Source organism: Streptomyces sp. NPDC040545 (genome assembly GCF_055595065.1).
Genome location: NZ_JBVIWA010000007.1, coordinates 40,730 through 62,543 on the forward strand (window position 1 = coordinate 40,730; position 21,814 = coordinate 62,543).

Here is a 21,814-nt window from a genome sequence, read left to right on the forward strand (position 1 = left end):
CCGTGAGCACCCCCGAACTTCCCCTGATCGACCAGAACGACGGCGGCTGCGGCGACGACTGCGCCTGCGGTGACGGCGAGGAGAGCGGCCTGGACCCGGCGCTGGCACAGCTGCTGGCCGACGCGGGCCTGGACCCGATCGAGGTCGAGGACATCGCGCACATGGCGCTGTCGGAGGACCTGGACGGCGGCGTGGACGTGACGACGGTCGCGACCGTGCCGGAGGAGGCCGAGGCCGTCGCCGACTTCGTCGCGCGCGAGGACGGTGTCGTGGCCGGTCTGCGGATCGCCGAGGCCGTGTTCTCCGTGGTCTGCACGGAGGCCTTCGAGGTGGAGCGGCACGCGGAGGACGGCGACACCGTCACGGCCGGTCAGCTGCTGCTGTCGGTGCGTTCGCGCACCCGTGACCTGCTGACGGCGGAGCGCAGCGCGCTGAACATCATGTGCCGGCTGTCGGGCATCGCGACGGCCACCCGCCGCTGGGCCGATGTGCTGGAGGGCACCTCGGCGAAGGTCCGCGACACCCGCAAGACCACGCCGGGCCTGCGCTCGCTGGAGAAGTACGCGGTGCGCTGCGGCGGCGGCGTCAACCACCGGATGTCGCTCTCGGACGCCGCGCTGGTCAAGGACAACCACGTGGTGGCGGCGGGCGGTGTCGCGCAGGCGTTCAAGGCCGTGCGCGAGACCTTCCCGGAGGTCCCGATCGAGGTCGAGGTCGACACGCTGGAGCAGATCGGGGAGGTCCTGGAGGCCGGCGCCGACCTGATCCTGCTGGACAACTTCACGGTGGAGCAGACCGCGCAGGCCGTGGCCCTGGTGGCCGGCCGCGCGGTGCTGGAGTCCTCGGGCCGCCTCACCCTGGACACGGCCCGCGCGTACGCGGAGACCGGCGTGGACTACCTGGCGGTCGGCGCGCTGACCCACTCCTCGCCGATCCTGGACATCGGGCTCGATCTGCGCGAGGCGGTGTAACCCGTGCTCCTCACCATCGACGTAGGCAACACCCACACGGTCCTGGGCCTGTTCGACGGTGACGAGATCGTCGAGCACTGGCGCATCTCGACCGACCCGCGGCGCACGGCCGACGAGATGGCCGTGCTGATGCAGGGCCTGATGGGCATGCACCCGATGCTCGGCAGCGAGCTGGGCGACGGGATCCACGGCATCGCGATCTGCTCGACGGTGCCGTCGGTCCTGCACGAGCTGCGCGAGGTGACCCGGCGCTACTACGGCGACGTGCCGGCGGTGCTGGTGGAGCCCGGCATCAAGACGGGCGTGCCGATCCTCATGGACAATCCGAAGGAGGTCGGCGCGGACCGCATCATCAACGCGGTCGCGGCGGTCGAGCTCTACGGGGGCCCGGCGATCGTGGTCGACTTCGGTACGGCGACCACCTTCGACGCGGTGTCGGCGAAGGGCGAGTACGTGGGCGGGGTGATCTCCCCGGGCATCGAGATCTCGATGGAGGCGCTCGGCGTACGGGGCGCCCAGCTGCGGAAGATCGAGCTGGCCCGGCCGCGCAACGTGATCGGGAAGTCCACGGTCGAGGCGATGCAGTCGGGCGTGGTCTACGGCTTCGCGGGGCAGGTCGACGGGGTCGTGACCCGGATGGCGAAGGAGCTGGCCGGACCGCACGGCGACCCGGACGACGTGCGGGTCATCGCCACGGGCGGGCTGGCTCCGATGGTGCTGGGCGAGTCCTCGGTGATCGACGACCACGAGCCGTGGCTGACGCTGATCGGGCTGCGGCTGGTGTACCAGCGCAACGCGCCGAATTTCGAGTAGCGGGGGCGGAAGGGTCCCGGGCCGGGCCCGGGGCCTCGCCGGATCAGCACGCCCGCGATCAGCACGCCCGCGGGCGGACGAATATCCGGCGCAGGGCCGCGCGCCAGGGGTGGCGGCCCGATCTGCCGTCCATGACGGCGCGGGCCTGCTCGTACGTGCGCAGCGAGCGCAGGACGGCGACGTCGTCCCGCCCGGGCGGCGGGGGCATCGGGGCGCCCTGCTGGGCCGCCCGGTAGGTATCGATCATGTACTGCTCAATTGCGGTCATGCCCCAAGCCTCACCCCGTCGGCGGCATCGCGCACGACAGTTGACGTTCCCCGTCAATCGACGGCTCGAAAGCGCCCCCGCGGCCATAAATGATCACTCGTCCGGCCGCCGTGCCACGGCGCCCGCAGCCACTCGTACGGCGGGGCCGACAGGCCCGTCCCGGCTTTCCCGGCGTGCGGGGAACGAGAGAATGGCCTGATGAGCGTCACGATCGACATCGCAGGCCTGCCCACCGAGCGGATCACTTTCGCGCCCTCCCCGCTCGCCGAGCTCTGCATGGCCCTGCACGCGCTCTCCCAGCCCGCTCACCACCCCGGGCTGACGTCCTGGACCACCGCCACCGCCGCCTCGCTCGATCCATGCCTCGCGGACCGGCTGCTGGAGGCCGACTTCATGTGGCGGAGCTCGTTCTCCGACATCTTCATGCCCTTCGCCGGGCTGCCCGGCGGTACCGGGCAGCCCGCCGCGACGCTGGCCGAGGCGCTGGACGTGCTCGACCGGCTGGACGACGAGCGGTTCGTGCGGGCCGCCCTGGAGCAGTGCTGGCTGGCGCTCTACAACGAGGGCGGGCCGTCCTCCTCCCCCCTGGACAACCCGGCGGCGCGGGCCAAGGCGCTGGAGACGGCCGCCGCCCGCGGCCCGCGCCAGCTGGACTTCTCCATGCGGCTCCTCGACGACACGGCCGCCGTGCGGGTGTGGATGCGGCGCCTCCTTGAGGACTGCGACGAGGCCTTCTTCGCCGAGACGTGGAAGCGCGTCGAGCCCGGGCAGAGCGCCGATGCCCGGCACAAGACGGAGGTGCTGCGCCGCAAGGGGCTGGCGACCGTGCTGAAGGAGGTCTCGGCGGCACTGAGCGTCGACGAGGCCGGCACCACCATCACCGCCGACAAGATGGTCCACGGATCGACGACCGCGACCGATCACCGAATAGGCACCGGTCTGGTCTTCGTGCCGACCAACTTCGGCTGGCCGCATCTGCTGGTGCTGCACGCGCCGGGCTGGCGGCCGGTGGTCCACTATCCGCTCGGCTCCCCCGAACTGGCCTCCGAGCCCGGCTCGGTGGAGCTGCTCCAGCGGCGGATGGAGGCGCTGGCGCATCCGATGCGGATGATGCTGTGCCGGAGCCTGGCCCGGGCCCCGTTCACGACGAGCGAGCTGGCGACCGTGTACGGGATCACCGCGCCGGAGGTGTCGCGGCACCTGTCCGTCCTGAAGAAGGCCGGCCTGATGCATACGCGGCGTCAGGGCCGGTACGCCCAGCACCAGTTGGACCTGACGGCGGTCGCACGCATCGGATCGGACTTCATCGAGGGCATCCTGCGATAGAAGCAACCGGCGTGTGGTTGGCCGGATTTGGGCGGCCCAGATTCACCGATATACGGAATTCATAAACCGGAATCAGCGAAAACTCTGGCCATGGTGGCCACTTGCTGTCTAACGTGCGTCCACCGATCCCCCACGTAACGCGCACCACTTCTGCTCACGCGCTCCACCACGCTCCGCCTCGCTGTGCCCTGCTCCGCCCCGCCCTGCTCGCCTTTGCCGTGGAAGGACCTTCATGCCCTCACGCCGTATAGCCGCAGCAACCGCCGCCCTGGCAGCCGCAGCCCTCGTCTCGCCGCTGCTGCTGGCCGGACCGGCCGGAGCCACCGCAAGCCCGCAGAGCGACGCCGCCCGGGGTGACGCGCTCGCCAAGAAGCTGGTCAAAGAAGCGACCGGCAAGGGCGCCTACAACCACCTCAAGGTCCTGCAGTCGCTCGCCGACTACAACAACGGCAACCGCGCGGCCGGCTCCAAGGGGCACGTGCAGTCCGCCAAGTACATCGAGGCCGTGATGAAGGCGGCCGGTTACAAGGTCACCAAGAACGAATTCGACTTCGTGTACGTCGAGACCATCGAGGAGAAGCTGACGGTGGGCGGCGCGAACCAGCGCGACGTACCGATCCACCTGATGTCGTACACGGCGAACAGCCCGGAGGGCGGTGTGACCGCCGGTGTCGCCGTCGCCCCGGTCGACGCGGACGGGACGAACGGCTGCGAGCCCGGCGACTTCGCCTCCGGCACCTTCACCGGCAAGATCGCCCTGGTCAAGCGCGGCGGCTGCACCTTCGCCGCCAAGCAGGCCAACGCGGCCGCGGCCGGCGCGGTCGGCGCGATCATCTACAACAACACGGCGGGCGCCCTCAACGGAACCCTCGGCGACCCGAACGCGGGCAAGATCCCGACGGGCGGCATCACCCAGGAGGACGGCGAGAAGCTCGCCGCCGAGGCCGCGGCCGGCCCGGTCGAGGTCACCCTCGACATCCGGCAGCTGCGCGAGAACCGCAAGACGTACAACGTCATCGCCGAGACCCAGGGCGGTGACGAGAACGACACCGTCTTCCTCGGCTCGCACCTCGACTCGGTCGCGGCCGGCCCCGGCATCAACGACAACGGGTCCGGATCGGCCGGCATCCTCCAGGTCGCGCAGCGCCTGGCGAGCAGCCAGTCGAAGATCAAGAACAAGGTCAAGTTCGCCTGGTGGTCGGCGGAGGAGTTCGGCCTGCTCGGGTCCGAGGCGTACGTCGCCGGGCTGACGGACGCGCAGAAGAAGCAGATCAAGCTCTACCTGAACTTCGACATGATCGCCTCGCCCAACGCCGCGTACTTCGTCTACGACGGCGACGACTCGGACGCGACCGGCGCGGGCCCCGGCCCGGCGGGCTCCGCCCAGCTGGAGAAGGGGATCAACGACTTCCTCGACTCGAAGAAGATCCCGCATGAGGGCACGGACTTCTCGGGCCGCTCGGACTACGGCCCCTTCATCGAGGTGGGCATCCCGTCCGGCGGCACCTTCACCGGCGCCGAGGGCATCAAGACCCCGGAGCAGGCCGCGAAGTTCGGCGGCCAGGCGGGTGTCGCCTACGACGTGAACTACCACGGCAAGGGTGACGACATCACCAACATCGACCAGAAGGCGCTCGACATCAACGTCGACGTCATCGCGGACGCGGTCGGCCACTACGCCTTCGACCTGGCCCCGCTGTCGAAGCCGGTCGTCTCGCAGCCGACGGGCGGCTCGGGCAGCGGCGGCGGCCTGCACCAGGGCCACGACGAGGTGAAGCAGTAACCACGCGGGCAGACGCACAGGAGGGCCGGGATCCCGCAGCGGATCCCGGCCCTCCGCGTTCCCGGCGGGTCAGTGCACCGCCCGCGCGCCCGGCCATGCCGGGGCCGGGACGCCGGCCGGCTGGACCAGCCAGCCGAAGGCGCCCAGCCCGGCGCGGTCCGTGAGCTCCGCCGCCTCACCGGCCGAGGACAGGGCCCGTACGTAAGCCACCGGGTCCGCCGAGGCCAGGGCCAGCGGGGGCCGGGCCCCGGAGACGCCGAGCGCGGCCAGGGCCTCGCGCTGGGTCAGCAGGACCGCCCCCGGCCCCGCGCAGGAGTCCAGGGCCACGTGGGCGGTGACGTCGCAGGAACCGTCCGGCACCGGCGGGACCTCCCGGCCGCCGCGAAAACCCGTCAGCGTGCCGTACGGGGGCCGTGCGCCCCGGGTGTGGGCGTAGTCCACCGCCACCGCCAGGCCCCGCTCCAGGGTCCCGGCCGCGGCCGCCCAGGCCTCGTCCCGGGCACGGCCGATCTCGGCGCGGCCGCCGCCGGGCCACCACCGCTCCAGCCAGGCCCGGTCCGCACCGTCCAGCGGGCCGCCCGCGCTCTCCGTACCGTCCGGGGCGACGAGCACGTAGTGCCCGTCCTCGGCGACCTCCAGCGGCACGTTGTCCAGCCATTCGTTGGCGAAGAGCAGCCCCCTCGTCCCTTCGGGCGGGGCCGCGACCCAGCGGATCCGCGGGTCGAGCCCGGCGGGCCGCTCCGCCCGCTCCACGGCATACGGGCGCACCCGCGCGGCCGTCTCCGGCTCCAGCGCGGCGAGCACCCCGGCCAGCAGCTCCCCCCGCCCGGCCCCGACGTCGACCAGGTCCAGCTCCGCCGGGTGCCCGAGCTCGGCGTCCACCCACCCCAGCAGCCGGGCCACGGCCGCGGCGTACAGCGGCGAGGCGTGCACGGAGGTACGGAAGTGCCCGGCGGGTCCCGGCCCGCCGGGCCGTACGTAGAAGCCGTCGGGCCCGTACAGCGCGGCCTCCATCGCACTGCGCCACCGGACCGGGGTCACGCCTTCACCCTGAGAGATCACCGGACAAAGGGTAGGCTTCCGTCCACCTTGGGGAGTACGCCCCCGGTGTCAGGTTCGAACCTCTGGTTGACTCCAGCACCTATCTGCGTTCCCTACTCTGGGTTACGTGCAGCGCCTCTACGACTTCCTCCGCCGACACCCGACGGGCGTCGACAGCTTCTGGGCTGTCCTCCTCTTCGGGGTCGGGATGCTGCAAGTCGCCGACGACAGTTTCAGCAGCACCACCGCGCGGATGCTCGCCGTCCCGGCGGTGGTCGCGATGAGCCTCGTGGTGGCCCTGCGCCGCAAGTGGACTCAACCGATGTTCTGGCTGGCCGTCGGCACCGGCGTCTACAAGCTGATCGTCCATGCCGAGGTGAACAACGCCGACCTCGCGATGCTGATCATCCTGTACACGGTCGCCGCCTCGGCCGAGATCTCGCGCCGGATGTCCCGTACCGCGTTCGCCATCGGATGCCTCGCCTCCCCCCTGTACGCCCTGCGCTTCCAGGTGGACAAGGGCGACTTCCGCAACAACGTCCTCTTCACGCTCTTCGCCGTCGTCCCGTTCGCCCTCGCCTGGGTGCTCGGCGACTCCCTGCGCACCCGGCGGGCCTACTACGCCCAGCTCGTCGAACGGAACCAGCGCCTGGAGAACCAGCGCGAGGCCCAGGCCAAGGTCGCCGTGGCCGCCGAGCGCGCCCGGATCGCCCGCGAGCTGCACGACGTCGTCGCGCACAACGTCTCGGTGATGGTGGTCCAGGCGGACGGGGCGGCGTACGTCATGGACGCGGCCCCCGAACAGGCCAAGGAAGCCCTCCAGACCATCTCCGGCACCGGGCGCCAGGCGCTGGCCGAGATGCGGCGGCTGCTGGGCGTCCTGCGCACCGGCGAGCCGCAGGAGTCCGAGGACTACGTGCCCCAGCCCGACGTCGAGCAGATCGAGGTCCTGGTCGAGCAGGTGCGCACGGCCGGCCTCGCGGTGGACTTCGAGGTCGAGGGCACGCCGCGGCGGCTGCCCAGCGGGGTCGAGCTGACGGCGTACCGGATCGTGCAGGAGGCGCTGACCAACACCCGCAAGCACGGCGGCCCCGACGCGACGGCCAGCGTCCGGCTGGTCTACTTCGACGACGGGCTCGGCCTGCTGGTCGAGGACGACGGCCGGGGCGCGGCCCACGAGCTGTACGAGGACGGCGGCGCGGACGGCGCCGGGCACGGGCTGATCGGCATGCGCGAGCGGATCGGTATGGTCGGCGGAACCCTGGACGCGGGGCCGCGGCCCGGTGGCGGCTTCCGGATCAGCGCACTGCTGCCCCTGAAGAAGAGATGACGAGGACGAGGTAACTGATGTCCATCCGCGTGATGCTGGTCGACGACCAGGTGCTGCTGCGCACCGGTTTCCGTATGGTGCTCGCCGCCCAGCCGGACATGGAGGTGGTCGCCGAGGCGGGCGACGGACTGGAGGCGCTGGAGGTGCTGCGGGCCACGAAGGTGGACGTGGTGCTGATGGACGTCCGCATGCCCAGGCTGGACGGGGTGGAGGCGACGCGGCGGATCTGCGAGCCGGAGGAGCACCCGAAGGTGATCATCCTGACCACCTTCGACCTGGACGAGTACGCCTTCTCGGGCCTGAAGGCGGGCGCGAGCGGATTCATGCTGAAGGACGTCCCGCCGGGCGAGCTGCTCGCGGCCATCCGCTCGGTGCACAGCGGGGACGCGGTGGTGGCCCCGTCCACGACGCGGCGCCTGCTGGACCGCTTCGCGCCGATGCTGCCGACGACCACGCAGGAGCCGCAGAACAAGGACATCGAGCGGCTGACGGAGCGCGAGCGCGAGGTCATGCTGCTGGTGGCGCAGGGCCTGTCGAACGGCGAGATCGCGGCCCGGCTGGTCCTGTCGGAGGCGACGGTGAAGACCCATGTGGGCCGGATCCTGACCAAGCTGGGGCTGCGCGACCGGGTCCAGGTGGTGGTCCTGGCGTACGAGACGGGCCTGGTCCGCGCGGGCGGCGGCGCCGGCTAGCACGGCCTTCGGACGTCCCCTCGGGCCGCCCGGCCCGAGGGGACGTCGCCGGTGCGGGGGCCGCGTTCAGCCAGCGAGGAACCGTCGAGCACCGAACCCGAGGACCATGAGCCCGGAGTCGGCACTGCCTCTGCTCGCGGCGGCGCAGGAAGTCCTGCCCCGGGTCCCCTGGACCGGATGCGGACGCGCCGGAGCCAGGAGGTGTCCGGCCCCGTCGCCGATCCCCGTCCCCGGCTACGTCATCCAGCGGTCCGGACGGGCCGAGGCCCGGGAGGTGCGGGAGCGTGCGGCCTGGGCGTGCAGCAGGGCCGCGGCCTCCGGCTCCGGGCGGAGCCGGGCCGTCACCGTGCAGTTCGCGCCGGTGTCCACGTGGACGTCGGCGACGCCGCGGGCGCGGGCCCAGGGGCCCTGAGTGAAGCGGACGCTCTGCACCTTGGCGTGCGGGACGACGTCCGTACGCCGGCACAGGCGGCCGTGCCGGGCGGCGAACACCTCCGGGGAGACCGCCAGGGCGTAGCCCTTCCACCACACCGGGACCACCCAGCGGGACCCGGTCCGCGGGGAGCCGGAGAAGGCCAGGGCCGCCAGGTCCACCCCGGGCAGCACCCGGGCGATCATGGCGAAGGCGGCGTCCTTGGAGGCCACGGGGATCAGGACGGTGTTGTTCGAGCCCGCCACCTTCAGCTCCACCCGGACCAGGCCGCGCCGCCGCCACAGCAGCGGCTCCACGATCCGTACGCATTGCACGCGCCCCGGCGGCACGGTCTCGTGGGCCCGGTCCAGCAGTCCGTGGTCCAGGCGCAGCCCGTCCGGGGACTCGGCGACCCGCCAGTCGTACTCGGTGAGGAAGCGGCCCGCGGTGCCCGCCCAGACAGCGCCGAGCATCGGGAGCACGGCGACGAGGGCCGCCCACGGGCTGGAGCTGAACCACCACACGAGGGGCGGCACGATCAGGCCGGGGACGAGCAGGGCCCAGACGCCCAGGTTGAGCAGCAGCGACACGACGAGCTCGCGCGGGGTCACGCGCAGCAGTTCGCTCTCAGGGGCTTCGCCCAGCCGCACGGCCTCCTCGGGGGCGAAACCGGCTGCGCGGGCGAGGAGCTCGGCGCGCAGGGCGACGGCCTCCTTCTCGCCGAGGAAGGACAGCTGGTCCTTGTCCTCGGTGCCGATGACGTCGAGCCGGAGGCTGGCGACGCCGGTCAGCCGGGCCAGCAGGGGGCGGGTGACGTCCACGGCCTGGAGCCGGTCGAGGCGGATGTGCGCGGTGCGGCGGAAGAAGAGTCCGCTGCGGATGCGCAGTTCGGTGTCGGTGATGGCGTAGTGGGTGAACCACCAGCTCAGGAATCCGTAGGCGCCGAAGACCACGATCAGGCCCGCCACCGCCGCCACCCGCAGGAGAGCGGACAGGTCGGCCACCCATCTCCCGGCCTGGTCGCCCTGCTGGGCGATCACGCCCACGGTCGCGGCGATCGGCACCCAGGCGCGGCGCAGCGGGGTGAAGGGGTGCAGCCTGCGCTCCACGGCGGGTCCGCCCGCGGGGCCGCCGTCGGCGGCGGAGGCCGCGGAATCGGCGACGGGTCCGCCGGCGCCGTCGGCCGGAGCGGGGCTCACAGGCCGGCCGACCTTGCCTCGCCGAGGGCGGTCAGCCGGTCGCGCAGCCGCTCCGCCTCGGCCGGCACCAGCCCGGGGATCTTGGCGTCGCTGGCCGCCGCGGCCGTGTGCAGCTGCACCGAGGCCAGGCCGAAGCGGCGCTCCAGCGGGCCGGAGGTGACCTCCACCAGCTGCATCCGCCCGTACGGCACCACGGTCTCCTCCCGCCACAGCACGCCCCGGCTGATCAGCAGGTCGTCGGCGCGCTCGGCATAGCGCCAGGACCGCCAGTTCCGGCCGAGGAGCACCCAGCCCCAGGCCAGGACCGCGAGCCAGAACGCCCCGAGGGCCGCCCACACCGGGCCGAGCGTCAGGCCGGGCACGACGGCGGTCACGGCGGCGAGCAGCACCGTCCATATCAGCAGCAGCGTCCGCCGCAGCGTGAGCAGCCCGCCCGGCAGCCCGACCCATGCGGGTCCGTCCGTCTCACCCATCGTCCCCGTTTCCATGGGTCCACCCTAGGGCTGAGACAATGCCCGCATGACGGAGACCACGGTCGGTATCGGCGGAGCGGCGGAGAGCACCGACATGGTGCTCAACATCGGCCCCCAGCACCCTTCCACGCACGGCGTGCTGCGCCTGCGCCTCGTCCTGGACGGCGAGCGGATCGTCAGCGCCGAACCGGTGGTCGGCTACATGCACCGCGGTGCGGAGAAACTCTTCGAGGCCCGCGACTACCGGCAGATCGTGATGCTCGCGAACCGCCACGACTGGCTGTCCGCGTTCTCGAACGAGCTGGGCGTGGTCATGGCGGTCGAGCGGATGCTCGGCATGGAGGTCCCCGAGCGGGCCGTGTGGATGCGGACGCTGCTGGCCGAGCTGAACCGGGTGCTGAACCACCTGATGTTCCTCGGCTCGTACCCCCTCGAACTGGGTGGAATCACCCCGATCTTCCACGCGTTCCGGGAACGCGAGGAGCTCCAGGCCGTCATGGAGGAGATCTCCGGCGGCCGTATGCACTACATGTTCAACCGCGTCGGCGGCCTCAAGGAGGACCTCCCGGCCGGCTGGCTCGGCCGGGCCCGCGCCGCGATCGCCGACGTCCGGACCCGGATGGACGTCTACGACAAGCTGGTCCACGGGAACGAGATCTTCCGCGCCCGTACGCGCGGGGTCGGCGTCCTGTCCGCCGAGGCGGTGCACGCGTACGGGGTCTCCGGCCCGATCGCCCGCGCCTCCGGCGTCGACTTCGACCTGCGCCGCGACGAGCCGTACCTGGCCTACGGCGAGCTCCAGGACGTCCTGAAGGTGATCACCCGCACCGAGGGCGACTGCCTGGCCCGCTTCGAGTGTCTGCTGGACCAGACCCACAACGCGCTCGACCTGGCCGTGGCCTGCCTGGACCGGATGGACGACCTCCCGCCGGGGCCGATCAACCAGCGGCTGCCGAAGGTCCTGAAGGCGCCCGAGGGGCACACGTACGCCTGGACCGAGAACCCGCTCGGCATCAACGGCTACTACCTCGTCTCCAAGGGCGAGAAGACCCCGTACCGGCTGAAGCTGCGCAGCGCCTCGTACAACAACATCCAGGCGCTGGCCGTGCTGCTGCCGGGGCAGCTGGTCGCCGACATGGTGGCGATCCTGGGCTCGCTCTTCTTCGTGGTCGGCGACATCGACAAATAGCCGGTCGCAGGGCAGATGCCCGATCTAGGGTGGCCCCATGATCATTTCTGGCATATACGCCGCGTACCTCGGGCGGATCGGCATCACCGAACCCGGATCCCCCTCCGCCGAAGGGCTGTTCGCCCTCACGCGGGCCCATCTGGAGCGGATCCCGTTCGAGAACACCGAGATCCAGCTGGGCCGTCCGCCGGGCATCGACCCCGAGCTGTCCATGCGCCGCATCGCCGCCGGGCGCGGCGGCTACTGCTTCCACCTCAACGGCGCGTTCGCGGCGCTGCTGGAGCACCTCGGGTACGACGTGACGCGTCACGTCGGGGGAATGAGCGCGGATCCGGACTCCCAGGAGGTGAGCGGCGACCACCTCACCCTGACCGTACGGATCGACGGGCAGGCCTTCCTCGTGGACGTCGGCCTGGGCGACGGTCCGCCCGAGCCGCTGCCCCTGCGCGAGGGCGAGTACGAGCGGGGCTTCCGGTACGGCCTGCGGCCGCTCGGGAGCGCGGACGGGCCCGACACGGGCTGGACCTTCCTCAACGAGGACTCGCCCTTCCCCGCGATGAACTTCCGCTCGGCCCCCGCGACCATGGCCGACTTCGAGGACGAGCACCTGCGTCTGTCCACGGCCGAGGACTCCCCCTTCCTGCAGTCCTTCTTCATGCTGCGGCGCAACGCCGGGGTGATGAACCGGCTGCACGGCAGGGTCCTGCTGACCCTCGACCCTCAGGGCGGCCGCGACAAGCGGGAACTGACCTCCCCGGAGGAGCTCTTCGAGGTCATGGCCACGGTCTTCGGGCGCGAGCTCGACGACCTGACGCCGGCGGACCGGGCGGCGCTGTGGGACCGGGTGCAGCGGGCGCACGAGGCCTGGCTCGCCTCCCAGCAGGGCTGATGTCGGTGCGGCAGGGCAGACTGGGCGGCATGTCCCACTCTCCCCGCCGGGCCTGCCCCTCCTGCGGCCGCGACTGCGCCGTCACCGCCGGACGGATCGCCCGCCACGATCCGCCCTCCGGGCGGGGGCGCGGCGATCTGGTGTCCTGCCCCGGATCCCGGGCCCGGGTGGTGCTCGGCGCCTCCGCGCCGACCCTGGACGGCTTCGTACTGGCCGAACACCCGGGACAGCTCCCGCTGTTCTGAGGATCCGGGGAACCGGCGCCGGCCACACGGCCACCGCCGTCCGCTCGGCGCCGCAGATGGTCCGCCGGTTCGACCCGCTCCACCGGACCCGGTCCAGCTAGGAGGTACCGCCGAGCACGCCGATCAGGCGCGAGCTGCTGTCCGCGCCGAAGCCCGCCTCGACACCGCACCGGTAGAGCTCGGCGTGCGCGGTCAGGATCCCGGTGTCCACACCGGAGTCGGCGGCCGTGTGCAGGATGTGCTCGTGGACTCGTACCGGGACTGACCCCCGGGGACCGACCCCGGGGACCGGCCGGCCGGGCGCGGCAGGACAGGGCGGGACAGGACAGGACGGGAACTAGGAGATCGCGGTCCGGAGGCGGGCCACGTCGATCGGCTCGGTCTCGTCATGGGCCGTCAGGTCGATGACCTGGCCCACCGCGCGGGTCTCGTCGGTCGCCGGCTTGAACTCCGGCTCGGCCACCGCCTGGGCGGACTCGGCCTTGTGCACCGCGAGGGCCTCCGCGCCGACCACGTCGGCCAGGTCCTCGTTCTGCACCGCCTCGATCACCGCGCGGGCCTGCGCCGCGTTCTTGGTGCCGAAGAAGTCGAAGCCGCCCTCGACGCGCGAGGCGGTGCGCCGCTGGGCCGCGTACGGGGCCACCGCGGCCGCAGGGCGGCGCGCGGGGACCGAGGGCGCGGCAGCGGGGGCGGGAGCGTGGCCACGGCCGGGACCGGGATCGGGCTCCGGGGCCGACGGCCCCGCGGGCAGCGCCCGCGCCTGCCGCCGACGGGAGGCCAGCGCCTCCAGGGCCGAGTGGGCCCGGGCGTAGCCGACCGCAGTGGGCGCGCCCGCCGAGGTGCGCTCCTCGGTGACGGGCGGAAGTTCCTTCGGCGCGGCGGCCGGCGCCGCGGAGGCCTCGATGGCCAGCAGCCGGCGGCCCTCCAGGGCGCTGGCGCGCTCGGTCTCGGCGGTCGCGTACCGCCGCAGCAGCGCCGCGTGCTCGCCGCGCAGGCCCGCCAGTTCGACCCGCTTGGCGCGCAGCTTGGCGTCGAGCCTGGCCCGCAGCATCCGGGCCTCTTCGAGGTCGGATTCGAGCTCGGCTATCCGCTCGTCGGTCCGCCACTCGTCCTTGACCCGCTCGCGCGCGAGCTCGGCGACGCGGCGGCCCGCCGAGCGGTCCCAGGCGCGCATGACGACGGCGCCGGCGACCCCGGCCGCCGCCGTGACGGCCACGAGGAGCCGCAGCGCCATCGGTTCCGCCAGCAGCCAGGCCGCGCCGGCGGCGGCGACGGACACACCGGCCACGGTCGTCGGCGTGAGAAGCCGGTGCAGGGGTTCGGGATTGCGGTGGCGTCCACGGGGCATGGCCCGAAATTTACAGGGCATGGGGGTCCAGTGGGATACCCGCCCGGCAAACTCTTCCCGGGCAGTTGAGCACTTTTCCCGATCAGCCCCGTGCGCGCTACTTCTTCAGCAGGCCCTTGGACTCCAGGTAGGCCTTCGCGACGTCGGCCGGCTTGGCGCGCTCGGCGTCCACCTTGCGGTTCAGGTCGACCAGATCCGCCGTCGTGAGCGCCTTGGTCAGCTTGTCGAGCGCGGCGGCGACCTCCGGGGTTCCGGCGTCCTTGGCGTTGACCGCCGGCAGGACGTTGTCGGCGTTCTGGAGCTTCTTGTCGTCGTCCAGCAGGACCAGGCCGAAGCTGTCGAGGGTGGCGTCGGTGGTCGTGGTGAGCACGAGCTGGTCGGCGCCGTCCTTGACCGCCTGCTTGGCCTGCGGGGTGCCGACGCCCTTCGGGTCGATACCGGAAACCTGAATTCCGTATGTCTTCGTCAACCCGGGCGCGCAGAACGGCCGGACGCTGCATTCGTCGCCCGCAGCGATCTTCACCTTGAGCCCGGACTTACCAAGATCGGAAAGCGTCTTCAGGTTGTTCTTCTGGGCGAATTCCTTGGTCACCGCGAATGCGTTCTGGTCGACCGCCTCACCGGCGGCCAGCGCCTTCAGGCCGAGCGGGGCCGCGAGCTTCTCCAGGCCCGCCACCGTCGCCGCGACGTCGCTGGAGGCGACCGGCTTCTCCTCGGGCGCCTTCGGACCGTTCACCTTGGCGTTGAGGAACTCCGCGAGCGTGGCCGCGTACTCCGGGACGACGTCGATCTCGCCCTTCTCCAGCGACGGCTCGTAGAGCTCACGGTTGCTGACCGTCTTGACCGAGGTGCTGTAGCCGGCGTCCTTCAGGATCTGCGCGTACAGCTCGGCCAGCACGTTCGACTCGGTGAACCCGGCGGCGCCGATCACCAGGCTGCCCTTGCCGCCGCCCGCGGACGAGGAGGAGCCGGCGGAGGCCGAGCCGCCGTCCTTGCTCTTCTCCAGGCTGTCGCCGCCGCACGCGGCCAGCGACACCGTCAGGGCCAGGGCGCCCAGGGACGCGCCGAGGACGCGCGTGGTCTTGGTCATGGAGGTACTCCGTTCGAGGCGATGGACAGGAATCAGCGGGACGCCGCCGCCCGCGGCAGCAGCAGCCGGTCCGCCGCCACCAGCGCGCCCTCCACCAGCAGGGCGAGTGCGGCCACCAGCAGGGCGCCCGCGACGACCTGCGGGGTGTTGTACGTGTTGAAGCCGGCGGTGATGATCCGGCCGAGGCCGCCCTGGCCGACCATGGCGGCGATCGTGGCCGTGGCGATGACCTGCACGGCGCCCGAGCGCAGGCCGGTCATCACCATGGCCCGCGCGAGCGGAAGTTCGACGCGCAGGAAGAGCTGGATCCCGGACATGCCCATGCCCCGGGCGGCCTCCACGACCGAGCGGTCCACCTCGCGCATGCCGACGTAGGCGTTGGTCAGCAGCGGCGGGACGGCGAAGAGCACGAGCGCGGCGATGGTCGGCAGATAGCCGGCGTTGCGCAGCGGGGAGACCATGAACAGCGCCAGCACAGCGAAGACGGGGACGGCCCGGCCGATGTTGGAGATGTTGATCGCGAGGGTGCCGCCCTTGCCGAGGTGGCCGAGGAACAGGCCGATCGGCAGCGCCACCGCGCAGGCGATCGCGAGCGCGACCGCGCTGACGTACACGTGCTCGCCGAGCCGGTGCCAGACACCGCTCTCCCCCGACCAGTTGGCGCCGTTCGCCAGCCAGTCCCAGGCCCCTGTGATCGCGCCCACGGCTTCAGGCCTCCTTCGCCGGAGCCGAAGCCGGAGCCGGAGCCGCGGGCCGGGCACCGGCACGCGCACGGGCTCCGGCACCGGCCCGGGTCCACGGGGTGAGCAGCCGCTGCACGCCGAGCAGCAGCAGGTCGGCCACGAGCGCGAGCAGCACGCACAGCACCGACGCGGTGAGCACCTGGGCCTTGAAGGAACTGTTCACGGCCGGGGCGATGAGATTGCCGAGGCCGCCCTTGCCGACGATGGAGCCGACCGTGGTCAGCGCGACCGTCGAGACGGTGGCGATCCGGACCCCGGCGAGCAGCGCGGGCAGCGCGAGGGGCAGTTCGACCTGCCACAGCAGGCGCCCCGGACCGTATCCCATGCCGCGCGCGGCCTCCCGTACGTCCTCGGGGACGGCCTCCAGGCCGGCCAGGACGTTGCGGACCAGGATCGTCAGCGAATACAGCACCAGCCCGGTCACCACCAGCGCCGCCGAGAGGCCGAAGACCGGCAGCAGCAGGGAGAACATGGCCAGCGAGGGGATCGTGTAGAGGAGGGTGGTCAGACCCAGGACGGGTGCCGCCCAGCGGCGGCCGCGGCGGGCCAGCAGGGCGAGCGGTACGGACACGGCTATGCCGATCAGGACCGACACGCCCGTGATCCAGATGTGTTCGAGGGTGGCATCGGTGAGTTCCTGGGAGCGGGAGGTGACGTAGTCCCAGCAGATCCAGTCGTTCGCCACCAGGCAGTTCTGCGCCGCCATGCCCCTCACCCCCCGCCATTCGAACGTACGTCTTCACGGTCACCCGTCACAGCGACCCTAACCCCCGACACCCTCAATGGCCGGAATCCTTCGCAGTGGGGCAACACGCCCTTCACAAATCAGCGGCCCGCGTGCGGAAAGATGGGCTTGTGATCCGATTCGAGCATGTGACCAAGCGCTACCCCGACGGGACGACAGCCGTCGAGGACCTGTCCTTCGAGGTGGCGGAGGGTGAGCTGGTCACGCTCGTGGGACCGTCCGGCTGCGGCAAGACGACCACGATGAAGATGGTCAACCGGCTCATCGACCCGACCTCCGGCCGGATCCTGCTGAACGGCGAGGACATCGCGGCCGCCGATCCGGTCGAGCTGCGCCGCCGGATCGGGTACGTCATCCAGCAGGTCGGGCTGTTCCCGCACAAGACGGTGCTGGAGAACACGGCGACCGTGCCGCAGCTGATCGGCACCCCCAAGGCCCAGGCCCGCGCCCGGGCGGCCGAACTGCTGGAGCTGGTGGGCCTGGACCCGGCCGTGTACGGGGGCCGGTACCCGGAGCAGCTGTCCGGCGGGCAGCGCCAGCGCGTCGGCGTGGCCCGCGCGCTCGCCGCCGATCCGCCGGTGCTGCTGATGGACGAGCCGTTCGGCGCGGTGGACCCGGTGGTCCGCGAGCGGCTGCAGAACGAGTTCCTGACCCTGCAGAGGACGGTGCGCAAGACGATCCTGCTGGTCACCCACGACCTGGAGGAGGCGATCCGGCTCGGCGACCGCATCGCGGTCTACGGCAGCGGCACCATCGAGCAGTTCGCCAGCCCGGCGGCGGTGCTCGGGGCGCCCGCCACCGAGTACGTGGCCTCCTTCGTCGGCGCCGACCGGGGGCTCAAGCGGCTCGCGGTCACCGCGGTCGAGGCGGCCGACCTGGCCGCGGCGCAGGGGAAGGACCCCGCGGCCTCGGTGGAGCTGGGCGCGACACTGCGCGAGGCGCTCTCCGCCCTGCTGCAGGAGGACTCGGGGCGGATCGGGGTCACGGACCCGGAATCCGGCGCGCTGGTCGGCGTACTGACGCCGGAGGGCGTCCACCGGGCACTGCGCCGGGCGCAGTTGCAGGAGGCGTAGCCCCTCAACGGTGCCCGCGGCCCCGGAAACAGCTGTGACCGGCCTCGGGAGGCCGGTCACGGGGTGCGTCGGGCGGCCTCGCGCCGGACGCCGGCGCGAGGCGGGTCAGGCCTGGATGCGGCCGCTCATCCACATCAGCATCGGCGGGATCTCCCGTCGCCACGTGTTGAAGTTGTGGCCACCGCTGTCGAGGATGATGGAGGAGACCCGGTCCGGGCCCTGCACCTTCTTGATGAACTTCCTGGTGTCGGTGAGGTTCGGCTCGCCCTTCTCACTGCTGGTCACGAGGAAGGACGTACCGGACGGCTTCTTGTGCTCGACGCTGTGCAGCACGTCCGCACGCTTCTTCAGCTTCTCGTCCCCGTGGAACAGGTCACCGGTCGTCGGGTCGTCCGGGGCCTCGTAGTACGCGGACAGACCCGCGGCGGCGCCGAAGGTCTGCGGGTAGTGCGCGGCGATCTTCAGGGCGCAGTAGCCGCCCGTGGAGTTGCCGATGAAGCCCATGTTCTGGGGCTTCTTGCCGACCCGGAAGGTGTCCGTGATGGCCTGCGGGAGGTCCTCGCCGAAGAAGGTCTCGGTCTGCGGGCCACCGGGTATATCGACGCACTCGGTGTCACGCGGCGGCGCCACGGTCGGGCGCAGCATGACCAGGATCATCGGCTTCATCTTGCCCGACTTGGACAGGCTGAAGGCCTTCATGGGGTAGTCGAGCCCTTTGATGAGGTTCTCGGCGGTGCCCGGGTAGCCCGTCAGGACGATGGACGCGGGGAAGTTCTGGTCCTTGTGCTGGGGCTGGAAGTACTCCGGCGGGAGCCAGACGTAGCCGGGGCTCGTTATCTTCGACTTCTGCCCGGTTATGGCAACCTTCAGGATCTGACCACCGACCTGGGGCTTGGCGCCACCGGGTACGTCCAGCCTCTGCTTGTCGACGACCTTGATGTCCTTGCTGCTCATCGAGTGGTCGACGACCTTGCCCATGGACGTCTCCTGACCGAGCAGGTCGGCCCAGGAACCGTAGAAGAGGAACGACTTGTTGGCCGCCAGCCCCACAGCCGAGAACAGCGCCAGCTGGGTCGCCAGCAGCAGCCCGATCCGGCCGGCGAACGCGCGCCAGGTGCGGCCCGAGAGCTTCGGCCAGAACCACACCGTGGCCGCGAAGAGCAGCACACCGGCGATGATGGCCAGCGCCAGAACCGTATTACTGGTGAGACCCATGAGCAGTCAGTCGACTTTCTGGTGGCAGGACTGTTTTTTTCCGACGAAAGAGTGAACCCGCTCCTCGTCGATGTCGTCCTAAGGGACGCACCACAACACCGGAGGCTGTCGCGGCCTTCGGCCACATGATCTCTCGCGGAGCAACGGGAAGCGATGTCTAGCAGGATAGATGGCGATAAGTCGGGACAGGTTCCGAGCAGGGCCCGCCGAATCCTCCGAGGCCCACAGCCGGAGTCGGTGCCCGGCCTGGTAGGTACGGCCGTCATGATCGTCGGCCTTCTGGACGTCGCGGCAGGGGTGTTCCCGCGTTTCCGGCACAGCCGGATCCACGCGCTGGCGGAGGTGCTGCCGGTCTTCGGGCCGTTCGCAGCGGCCCTCGCCATCAGCGCGGGCGTACTGCTCCTGCTGCTCGCGCACGGCCTCAAGCGCCGCAAGCGCCGGGCCTGGCGGGCGGCGGTCGTGCTGCTGCCGGCCGGTGCCGTGGCGCAGTTCCTCTACCGGCACTCGATCCCCGGCGTGATCATCGCGGCGGTGCTCTTCGCGCTGCTGCTGCGCCACCAGAGTGAATTCAAGGCGCTGCCCGACCCGCGCAGCCGCTGGAAGGCCCTCGCCAATTTCGTCGTGATGAGCGCCGGCTCCATCGGGCTCGGCCTGCTCATCGTGAACGTCCACCCGAACCGGGTCGTGGGCAACCCCAGCCTGTACGAGCAGATCACGCACGTCGTCTACGGCCTCTTCGGCTTCGAGGGCCCCGTCGACTACGCGGGCCAGGTGTCCTGGACCGTCGGGTACTCCCTCGGCGCCCTCGGCATGCTGACCGCCCTCACCACCATCTACCTGGCCTTCCGCCCCGAGCACCCGGCCGCCCGGCTCACCGCCGACGACGAGGGCAAGCTGCGCGAGCTGCTGGCCAAGCACGGCGGCCGCGACTCGCTCGGCCACTTCGCGCTCCGCCGCGACAAGGCCGTCGTCTTCTCCCCCAGCGGCAAGGCCGCCGTCACCTACCGCGTCGTCTCCGGTGTGATGCTCGCCTCCGGCGACCCCATCGGCGACGTCGAGGCCTGGCCCGGCGCGATCGAGCGGTTCATGGAGGAGGCCAAGGCCCACTCGTGGACCCCGGCCGTCGTGGGCTGCAGCGAGACCGGCGGCGAGGTCTGGACCCGCGAGACCGGCCTGGACGCCCTGGAGCTGGGTGACGAGGCGATTGTCGATGTCAAAGACTTCTCCCTCGCGGGCCGTCCCATGCGCAATGTCCGCCAGATGGTGAAGCGCATCGAGCGCAACGGCTACACCACCCAGGTGCGCCGGGTCAGCGAGCTGACCGAGGAGGAGCTGGAGCGGGTCCGCGGCGCGGCCGAGGCCTGGCGCGGCACCGACACCGAGCGCGGCTTCTCGATGGCCCTGGGCCGGGTCGGCGAGGAGGGCGACGGCGACTGCTTCATCGCCACCGCACACCGCGTGGAGGAGGGCGACACCAGCCCGTTCGGCGACCTGAAGGCCGTCCTGCACTTCGTCCCGTGGGGCACCGACGGCATGTCGCTGGAGCTGATGCGCCGCGACCGCGCCGCCGACCCCGGCATGAACGAGCTGCTGATCGTCGCCTCCCTCCAGGCCGCCCCCGACCTGAAGATCGAGAAGGTCTCGCTGAACTTCGCGATGTTCCGCGCGGCCCTCGCCCGCGGCGAGAAGATCGGCGCCGGTCCCGTCCTGCGGATGTGGCGCGGCCTGCTGGTCTTCCTCTCCCGCTGGTTCCAGATCGAGTCGCTGTACAAGTTCAACGAGAAGTTCCGCCCCCGCTGGGAGCCGCGCTTCATGGTCTACCGCAACAGCCGCGACCTGCCCCGCATCGGCTTCGCCGTGATGCAGGCCGAGGGCTTCGTCACGGTGGCCCTGCCCCGGCTCTTCGCCAGCCGCCGCCGTCCCAAGCCGGTGCGCACCTGCACGCACAACCACATGACGGCCGTGCCCAAGCAGCCGGAACGCGAGGTCCAGGCGGCGTAACCCCCGGCACATGCCCGTCCAGGGCCCCGGCGGTCGTAAGACGCCGGGGCCCTGTCGTATCCAGGTCAGCCCTACCCTTGGACCTATGAACACGAAGCGCGGAGCCACCGGCAGGGGCCGGGTCGCAGGTCTGCCGGACTGGGACCGCTGCGCGGTCATGGGCGTCGTCAACGTCACCCCCGACTCCTTCTCCGACGGCGGCCGCTGGTTCGACACCACCGCCGCGGTCAAGCGCGGCCTCGACCTCGTCGAGCACGGCGCCGACCTCGTCGACGTCGGCGGCGAGTCCACCCGCCCCGGCGCCACCCGCGTCGACGAGGAGGAGGAGCTGCGCCGGGTCGTCCCCGTGGTCCGCGGCCTGGCCTCCGAAGGCGTCACCGTCTCCGTGGACACCATGCGCGCGGTCGTCGCCGCCCGGGCCGTCGAGGCCGGCGCGACCCTGGTCAACGACGTCAGCGGCGGCTTGGCCGACCCCGGGATGATCCCGGCCGTCGCCGCCGCCGAGGTGCCCTTCGTCGTGATGCACTGGCGCGGCTTCAGCGCCGGCATGAACAGCCTCGCCGTCTACGACGACGTGGTCGCCGAGGTCACCGCCGAGCTGCGGACCCGGATCGACGCGGTCGTGGCCGGCGGGATCGCCCCCGAGCGGCTCCTCGTCGACCCCGGGCTCGGCTTCGCCAAGAACGCCGAGCACGACCTGGCCCTCGTGGCCCACCTGCCCGAGCTGCGCGCCCTGGGCTTCCCGCTGCTGGTCGCCGCGTCGCGGAAGCGTTTCCTCGGCCGGGTCCTGGCCGGCGGGGCCGACACCACCCCGCCGCCCGCCCGCGAACGGGACGCCGCCACGGCCGCCGTCTCCGCGATCGCCGCCCACCAGGGCGCCTGGGCCGTACGGGTGCACGAGGTACGGGCGACCGCGGACGCGGTTCGGGTGGCCCGTGCCGTGGAAGGCGCACTCTGATCCGCACCCA

The 21,814-nt window shown here is 71.8% G+C and carries 21 protein-coding genes and 1 pseudogene; 12 read left to right on the forward strand and 10 right to left on the reverse strand.

The window, feature by feature from the left end:
* Nucleotides 1-2: 2 nt before the first annotated feature.
* Both nadC and ACZ573_RS16135 read left to right on the forward strand, forming a co-directional pair.
* Nucleotides 3-971 carry a carboxylating nicotinate-nucleotide diphosphorylase gene (gene nadC, locus ACZ573_RS16130; RefSeq protein ID WP_471304656.1) on the forward strand — a complete coding sequence of 323 codons (969 nt, stop codon included), beginning with the start codon at nt 3-5 and terminating at the stop codon, nt 969-971.
* 3 nt (nt 972-974) lie between these two features.
* Complete coding sequence (locus ACZ573_RS16135) at nt 975-1,784, forward strand: type III pantothenate kinase (RefSeq protein ID WP_052876528.1); 810 nt, start codon at nt 975-977, stop codon at nt 1,782-1,784.
* Nucleotides 1,785-1,842: 58 nt separating this feature from the next.
* Here ACZ573_RS16135 and ACZ573_RS16140 read toward each other — a convergent pair whose 3' ends face one another.
* Nucleotides 1,843-2,052 (reverse strand): hypothetical protein, encoded by a 210-nt coding sequence (locus ACZ573_RS16140; protein ID WP_471304198.1) that lies wholly within the window; start codon nt 2,050-2,052, stop codon nt 1,843-1,845.
* A gap of 198 nt (nt 2,053-2,250) precedes the next feature.
* Here ACZ573_RS16140 and ACZ573_RS16145 point away from each other — a divergent pair, with 198 nt between their 5' ends.
* Together ACZ573_RS16145 and ACZ573_RS16150 are read left to right on the forward strand one after the other, a co-directional pair.
* A complete protein-coding gene (locus ACZ573_RS16145) occupies nt 2,251-3,378 on the forward strand; it encodes a DUF5937 family protein (RefSeq protein ID WP_471304201.1) in 1,128 nt (375 codons plus the stop codon).
* A 232-nt stretch (nt 3,379-3,610) separates the two neighbouring features.
* Complete coding sequence (locus tag ACZ573_RS16150) at nt 3,611-5,161, forward strand: M28 family metallopeptidase (RefSeq protein WP_471304203.1); 1,551 nt, start codon at nt 3,611-3,613, stop codon at nt 5,159-5,161.
* Nucleotides 5,162-5,230: 69 nt separating this feature from the next.
* Here ACZ573_RS16150 and ACZ573_RS16155 read toward each other — a convergent pair whose 3' ends face one another.
* The gene (locus ACZ573_RS16155) at nt 5,231-6,175 is read right to left on the reverse strand and encodes an SAM-dependent methyltransferase (RefSeq protein ID WP_471304658.1); all 945 of its coding nucleotides are present in this window, start codon (nt 6,173-6,175) and stop codon (nt 5,231-5,233) included.
* A gap of 154 nt (nt 6,176-6,329) precedes the next feature.
* Here ACZ573_RS16155 and ACZ573_RS16160 point away from each other — a divergent pair, with 154 nt between their 5' ends.
* Complete coding sequence (locus tag ACZ573_RS16160) at nt 6,330-7,532, forward strand: sensor histidine kinase (RefSeq protein WP_471304206.1); 1,203 nt, start codon at nt 6,330-6,332, stop codon at nt 7,530-7,532.
* A gap of 17 nt (nt 7,533-7,549) precedes the next feature.
* Nucleotides 7,550-8,224, forward strand: a complete 675-nt coding sequence (locus tag ACZ573_RS16165; RefSeq protein WP_150258603.1) for a response regulator — start codon at nt 7,550-7,552, stop codon at nt 8,222-8,224.
* Between the two features lie 234 nt (nt 8,225-8,458).
* On the opposite strand, the gene ACZ573_RS16170 is transcribed toward ACZ573_RS16165, so the two are convergent.
* Both ACZ573_RS16170 and ACZ573_RS16175 read right to left on the reverse strand, forming a co-directional pair.
* Nucleotides 8,459-9,835: a PH domain-containing protein gene (locus tag ACZ573_RS16170; RefSeq protein WP_471304209.1), complete on the reverse strand. Its 1,377-nt coding sequence runs from the start codon at nt 9,833-9,835 to the stop codon at nt 8,459-8,461.
* The gene (locus ACZ573_RS16175; RefSeq protein WP_471304211.1) at nt 9,832-10,323 is read right to left on the reverse strand and encodes a PH domain-containing protein; all 492 of its coding nucleotides are present in this window, start codon (nt 10,321-10,323) and stop codon (nt 9,832-9,834) included. Before ACZ573_RS16175 ends, ACZ573_RS16170 begins: the two co-directional genes overlap by 4 nt.
* Nucleotides 10,324-10,354: 31 nt before the next feature.
* On the opposite strand from ACZ573_RS16175, the gene ACZ573_RS16180 reads away from it, so the two are divergent.
* From ACZ573_RS16180 to ACZ573_RS16190, 3 genes are read left to right on the forward strand one after another with little or no spacing between them, the layout of a single operon-like run.
* Complete coding sequence (locus ACZ573_RS16180; RefSeq protein WP_189744048.1) at nt 10,355-11,497, forward strand: NADH-quinone oxidoreductase subunit D; 1,143 nt, start codon at nt 10,355-10,357, stop codon at nt 11,495-11,497.
* A gap of 37 nt (nt 11,498-11,534) precedes the next feature.
* Complete coding sequence (locus ACZ573_RS16185) at nt 11,535-12,386, forward strand: arylamine N-acetyltransferase family protein (protein ID WP_471304213.1); 852 nt, start codon at nt 11,535-11,537, stop codon at nt 12,384-12,386.
* A 29-nt stretch (nt 12,387-12,415) separates the two neighbouring features.
* On the forward strand, nt 12,416-12,631 hold the full coding sequence (locus ACZ573_RS16190; protein ID WP_301368292.1) for a hypothetical protein: 216 nt from the start codon (nt 12,416-12,418) through the stop codon (nt 12,629-12,631).
* A 97-nt stretch (nt 12,632-12,728) separates the two neighbouring features.
* Here ACZ573_RS16190 and ACZ573_RS16195 read toward each other — a convergent pair.
* The 5 genes and pseudogenes from ACZ573_RS16195 to ACZ573_RS16215 all read right to left on the reverse strand — a co-directional run.
* Nucleotides 12,729-12,872 (reverse strand): annotated as a pseudogene (locus ACZ573_RS16195) (imine reductase family protein); the annotation flags it as partial.
* Between the two features lie 96 nt (nt 12,873-12,968).
* The gene (locus ACZ573_RS16200) at nt 12,969-13,979 is read right to left on the reverse strand and encodes a hypothetical protein (RefSeq protein ID WP_471304216.1); all 1,011 of its coding nucleotides are present in this window, start codon (nt 13,977-13,979) and stop codon (nt 12,969-12,971) included.
* 97 nt (nt 13,980-14,076) lie between these two features.
* Complete coding sequence (locus tag ACZ573_RS16205) at nt 14,077-15,069, reverse strand: ABC transporter substrate-binding protein (protein ID WP_471304218.1); 993 nt, start codon at nt 15,067-15,069, stop codon at nt 14,077-14,079.
* A 32-nt stretch (nt 15,070-15,101) separates the two neighbouring features.
* Nucleotides 15,102-15,773 (reverse strand): ABC transporter permease, encoded by a 672-nt coding sequence (locus tag ACZ573_RS16210; protein ID WP_471304221.1) that lies wholly within the window; start codon nt 15,771-15,773, stop codon nt 15,102-15,104.
* A gap of 4 nt (nt 15,774-15,777) precedes the next feature.
* Nucleotides 15,778-16,518 (reverse strand): ABC transporter permease, encoded by a 741-nt coding sequence (locus tag ACZ573_RS16215; protein WP_471304223.1) that lies wholly within the window; start codon nt 16,516-16,518, stop codon nt 15,778-15,780.
* Between the two features lie 149 nt (nt 16,519-16,667).
* Between ACZ573_RS16215 and ACZ573_RS16220 the strand changes: the two genes are divergently transcribed.
* A complete protein-coding gene (locus tag ACZ573_RS16220) occupies nt 16,668-17,630 on the forward strand; it encodes an ABC transporter ATP-binding protein (RefSeq protein ID WP_471304225.1) in 963 nt (320 codons plus the stop codon).
* Nucleotides 17,631-17,735: 105 nt separating this feature from the next.
* On the opposite strand, the gene ACZ573_RS16225 is transcribed toward ACZ573_RS16220, so the two are convergent.
* Nucleotides 17,736-18,845, reverse strand: coding sequence for an alpha/beta hydrolase (locus ACZ573_RS16225; protein WP_471304228.1), 1,110 nt, complete (start codon nt 18,843-18,845; stop codon nt 17,736-17,738).
* Nucleotides 18,846-18,998: 153 nt separating this feature from the next.
* Between ACZ573_RS16225 and ACZ573_RS16230 the strand changes: the two genes are divergently transcribed.
* Nucleotides 18,999-20,846, forward strand: coding sequence for a phosphatidylglycerol lysyltransferase domain-containing protein (locus ACZ573_RS16230; protein WP_471304230.1), 1,848 nt, complete (start codon nt 18,999-19,001; stop codon nt 20,844-20,846).
* Nucleotides 20,847-20,931: 85 nt separating this feature from the next.
* Nucleotides 20,932-21,804, forward strand: coding sequence for a dihydropteroate synthase (gene folP / locus ACZ573_RS16235; protein ID WP_471304233.1), 873 nt, complete (start codon nt 20,932-20,934; stop codon nt 21,802-21,804).
* Nucleotides 21,805-21,814: the final 10 nt, after the last annotated feature.